Source organism: Geobacillus zalihae NBRC 101842 (genome assembly GCF_001544135.1).
In the GTDB taxonomy this organism is placed as follows: Bacteria; Bacillota; Bacilli; order Bacillales; family Anoxybacillaceae; genus Geobacillus; species Geobacillus zalihae.
This window is the reverse complement of sequence record NZ_BCPV01000108.1, coordinates 1-4,929: the sequence shown is the minus strand read 5'-3', so window position 1 is coordinate 4,929 and position 4,929 is coordinate 1. Positions and strand designations below refer to the sequence as shown.

2 protein-coding genes and 3 pseudogenes are annotated in these 4,929 nt (G+C 41.7%); 1 reads left to right on the top strand and 4 read right to left on the bottom strand.

Annotated features, from left to right (window positions below; translation table 11 throughout):
- Positions 1-209 precede the first annotated feature (209 nt).
- Positions 210-458: pseudogene (locus tag GZ1_RS17310) on the bottom strand (UPF0236 family transposase-like protein); the annotation flags it as partial.
- 163 nt (positions 459-621) lie between these two features.
- On the opposite strand from GZ1_RS17310, the pseudogene GZ1_RS17305 reads away from it, so the two are divergent.
- Positions 622-1,736, top strand: a pseudogene (locus GZ1_RS17305) (IS4 family transposase).
- A 221-nt stretch (positions 1,737-1,957) separates the two neighbouring features.
- Here the strand turns inward: GZ1_RS17305 and GZ1_RS17300 are convergent.
- The 3 genes and pseudogenes from GZ1_RS17300 to GZ1_RS17290 form a co-directional block, all read right to left on the bottom strand.
- A pseudogene (locus tag GZ1_RS17300) lies at positions 1,958-2,680 on the bottom strand (N-acetylmuramoyl-L-alanine amidase).
- A 51-nt stretch (positions 2,681-2,731) separates the two neighbouring features.
- Complete coding sequence (locus tag GZ1_RS17295) at positions 2,732-3,550, bottom strand: hypothetical protein (RefSeq protein ID WP_060788983.1); 819 nt, start codon at positions 3,548-3,550, stop codon at positions 2,732-2,734.
- A 224-nt stretch (positions 3,551-3,774) separates the two neighbouring features.
- The gene (locus GZ1_RS17290) at positions 3,775-4,836 is read right to left on the bottom strand and encodes a hypothetical protein (protein ID WP_235605622.1); all 1,062 of its coding nucleotides are present in this window, start codon (positions 4,834-4,836) and stop codon (positions 3,775-3,777) included.
- Positions 4,837-4,929: the final 93 nt, after the last annotated feature.

The following is a 4,929-nucleotide window of genomic DNA, read 5'->3' as shown; positions in this document are numbered from 1 at the left end:
CTGTTAACGAACGCTGCCGCCGGATAAAGCCTGTTTTCCGTGCGAGACGGGTTAATTCTTCGGGAGAAAAGAGTTGACGAATGGTTTGAATCCATGCTTTCATTTGTTTTTCCATGAAAAAAATCCTTTCTAACGTGGAGTGTTCGTTAGAAAGGATACCATGTTTTTGACGATGCACAAAGACCAAAATTCTTAACTTGATGGGTATGGGTATAGTTCCCCGTTTGCCGGTCATAGTAGTAGTTCCGTCGAAACGTCACTTCTCCAAACAGCGTTTGGATCGTAGTCGGCCGTTTGTCTTTCAGCTGATACCGGCGCTTGTCCCGCGCTTCCGCCAGTTGTTGATCAATCTCCTCCAAAAGGGCCGCCAACAAGACAGCGAACACCTTTTGAAGAGTTCTGACTAATTGTTCCTCCAGCTCTTTTAATAAAGGCCATTCTGTGGTAAGATGTTTCATGGACTCTCTCCCTCCTGTTTTCGGTTGATGTTGACAATCACCATCATAGCAGGGAGAGAGTCCTTTTTGCATGACATTTGCTTTTTTCTACCGCGCTTCGCTTGGTGGCCCCGACGAGCGTCGCGAACAAAAGTTCGCAACCCTCGTCGGGGATCATTTCGGAATGTCACCCACAAATATTTTACTCACACTTTCGGATGAAGAGATTCAACTGATTGCCGAAGCGGTTGGGTATCGTGATTCGTCTCGAATCTTTACGTTGCGCGAGTTGATTCACTTCTTCCTGCTGGCCGCCATGCATCAATGGAAAAGCTTTCGTCACGGAGCCGATGTGGGGCCTCTGTATGGATTGCCGCGATTTCATTATTCAACTGTATCCAAGAAAGCGAAAGAAGTTCCCTATGACATCATGAAACGCTTGTTGGCGTTGATCATTTCCAAGTGCAACCGCCAAACCCGCCGCTCGCTTCGGTTTCCCAAACCGCTTCGGGTGGTGGATTCGACGACCGTCACAGTCGGGAAAAACCGCCTACCATGGGCGCCGTATCACGGCGAACGCGCCGGAGTGAAGCTGCACGTCGCGTATTCGCCGGAATCCTCGCTGCCGGCAGACGTGGTGGAAACCATTGGACTGCGTCATGATGGCCCGGTGGGAGAACAGTTGACGAACGCTCAACAAGTGCTGGTGGAAGACCGGGCGTATTTCAAAATCGAACGCCTCGATCGATTTGTGGAGCAGCATCAGCTCTTTGTCATTCGGATGAAGGACAACATCGAACTTCATCAGAAAAAAAGCTTGAACCGCCTTCCGAGCGCATCTTCATCGGTTCAATCCGACTTCACGTGCCAGTTGGGGACGAAACAATGCCGCTCCACCAAGCGTCACCGGGTGGTGATCTTTCGAGATGCGAATGGCCGCGACATTCGGGTCGTGACGAACCTCTTCCATGCGTCTGCGGAAACCATTGCCGACATGTACCAACAACGTTGGACTGTTGAGATCTTTTTCCGTTGGGTGAAGCAATATCTGAATGTCCCGACCTTGTTTGGCACGACGGAAAATGCGGTATACAACCAACTGTTTGCGGCATTCATCGCGTATGTGCTGTTGCGATGGCTGTATGATCAAACCAAAAAACAGACGAACGTCTCTCTTTCCTTCATTTCGTTCGCCGTTTTTTCTCTGGGCAGCTTCCTCTCGATTGGAAATCCGGGATGGCCGCTGCTTTGTTTGAGTATGCCCAAATTTATGGAAGGCGTATGTATAATTTTGGATAATCAACACTCGTGGTATGCCTTGTTTGCCATATCCAATCACCTCACTTCATACCTTGATTTTCGATATATTTTTTCTATAACTGATTATATTGTAATACACAAAAAAGAGACAATTTTAGGCTATACCTAACCGAAATTCATCTCCCACTTTCACTTCGTTTAGAAGTGGGAGACTTCTTTCGGAAAGATGTTAAATCACCCCCTCTCCGTTTAAAAGGAAATTAGCTTTTATGGACGTCGATAAAAGACTCAATCCCCTTTGCTTTCAATTCCCTTACCCGCTTCTCCGCATTTTCCCGATCCACGAAACTACCTGCCACCACTCGGTAGAATACCTTCTCGCCGGCAGACGCTTTCGGCGCAGGATTTGCCGCTGACGTGGGCTTCGCTTTCGGTTTCCATCCATGCGCTTTGGCCAACCCATGCGCATGAGCCAGCGCGATCTTCCGCAGGTTGTCGTCCGACTTCAGAAAATCGGCATCGTCCTTATTGTCGATAAACCCGTTCTCGGTCAGAACGGCAGGCATTTTTGTCTCGCGAAGAACAGCAAGGTTCGCTTCTTTCTTGCCTCAGTTCACCAATTTCGTTTCGGCGACAATGGTATCGTGTAAAACATTTCTCAATGCCTGCGTTTTTGGTTTGCTAGAATATGAGCCGTTATAAATGTACGACTCAAATCCCTTTCCGCCGCCGGCGTTGATGTGAATACTGCAAAAGTGATCCGCGTTTAGGCGGTTGGCAAAATCAGCGCGTTCACTCAAACCGACAAAGACGTCTTTGTCACGAGTGAGATAGACCTTTACACCTTCATACAACTCATGAATGTAGTCGCGCGTATAGAGTGCAATTTTCAGCGTCAAATCTTTCTCACGTAAGCCATTCGCGACAGCGCCGGGATCATGGCCGCCGTGGCCGGGGTCGATGACTTGAACGAATTCAGCCATATCAATTCCTCCTTCGATGTTTTGAAATAAAACGCAAACAAAAAACGCCCTTTACAGGCGTCGCTCTTTTTGGATTTCATCATAAATGGCATCAAATTGTTCGATATACTCATTATATTTTCTTGAATCAGATTCGTTTTTCATTTTCCCAAATAGTTTAATTAGCTCGCTTAATTTCATCTTTATAAACATATTATCTTCGATATTGTAAAAATGTCTGGAGTACGCATAACTGGCATATGCCATATGAACCAAAAATCCCTCTCTATCTCTAAACGGGGCGTATTTGTCAGAATGAAGATCCCTTTTCGTGCTTGCCAACCATGTATATACATCGTCAAATTCACTTTTCTCAATGAAAAACGATGCTTCAGATTGTTTGTTTGGAACTTCATCCACAAAATAAGTTGTGTTAAAGTGTTTATCCAACTCATGAATGGTTTGGTGAATCTCGTAAAAAATCTCATCGCCTTTGATTGCGTTGTTTTGAATCGCTTGATTCACCAGCTTTTTCACTCTGTTCAACTCATTTTTCTTTTCCCCGTCATATTTGATATTGCCCAAGTTCTTTCTGATATCGTTTAAAATTCTCTTATAATCTTCGTTACTTAAAGTCTTTCCGCCATTATCAACATTTGCTTTGCCCACAAGAACAGCAGAATTCAGATGAGCAAAGTAGAGCTCAAAATTCGATTTATATTCAGGATGATTATGCGGATCGACTCCGACAGTCAGTTGTTCTTTTTGTTCCAATTTCGATTGCTGTGTATTTGAGGCAGGTTTGGCACTTTGGGCATCCTTATCGCTCATTACAAAAAACCCGATCCCTAAAACAACGGCAGCTAACAATCCAAAAATCCATTTGCCCAACTTGAATCCTCCCCCCTTGCCTTATTGGTCGTTACCATTTTAACCAATTTTTTAACTCCTTTCAAATGAAGGGGCGCCAATTCGGGCGCCCCGCTTCTTAATAATCATCGATACACCATGAAAGAATATGTTGTTACCACTCCCGTATATTCTTCATTTTCTCTGGCTTGATAGTACATACGGACTCTATATCGTCCTCTTTTCTTCTAGTTGTTTCATAAACCTTATCGTATTTCATACAGATTGGCAAAGTTTAGAAAAACATTGCTTTTTCCTTTTTTTATATCATTTAGATGAATAAAACTTTCTTCTCTTGGATTGTTGTTAATTAACAAGAAAAACCGCTCTTTGCTAGATAAAGTGATTTCTTTTGGAATAGGGATGATAAAATCCTGATCTTTTGGTTGTTCAAGCGTATAAGAACGAGGTTGTTTTCCTCTTACTCCATATATATTTCCTTCCATATCAAAAAACATGATCTCCTCCACCATTTTGTGCGGACTTTGATCAATTCGAACATACCGTGCTTTATTAACCTCTTCTACTTTTAAAGGAGTGAAACGATCATTTAACAAAACAACAGATGGCAGACCAAACTCGTTGCTTTTACTGTTTTCCTTCTTAAATATCTTTTGAACATTATCCAATTTTATATGTGATGATATTTCAGAGAAATCATTTTTATTTCTTTTACTTACTAATACCTTCGTTACAGGTATGTTTTCCGTAAAAAATTGTTTTTGATCTTTATCAATTAAAATAGGCAAATACTCACTAAAATCATAATTATTTGATACCTGGACACGAATCGGAATTTTTAAGGATCCGTTTCCTTTCATGTGAATATCATAATACGTATATTTTTTATTGTTAATCGAAAATTTGATAAATTTTTGATTATGGAAAATAAACAGACGAAAGTGACGATCTCTATCTTTTAGACTATCAATGATAAAGTTGAACGTGAATTGTTTCATTCCAGATTTTAAAGAAACAATATCAACCGATTCATTATCAATCATCCACTTTTTTTTCAGTTTCGAATCAACTGTAAATGAAGTTGCGGTATCAGGAATAAATCCAAGCTGTTCCTGCGCATTATTTGGTATAATAAAATGTTCATTTTCATGGAAAGAGATAGTATCACTTGTATGTAAGGGTTGTCTATTTTCTTTTTCATTTTCTTTTTTTAAAAAATTATTGCATCCTGAAAACAGCAATACAGAAAGCATGATGAGTGCTATAATCAAATAGCTTTTTTTTCGACCCATTTTATCATTTTCCACCTTCCGTTTTCACCTTAAGGAACACTTCCTGGATAATGAGAAACTGTTGCTGTATCAGTAGTTTTTCCTAACCCAGTATCTTGCTTAGTACCT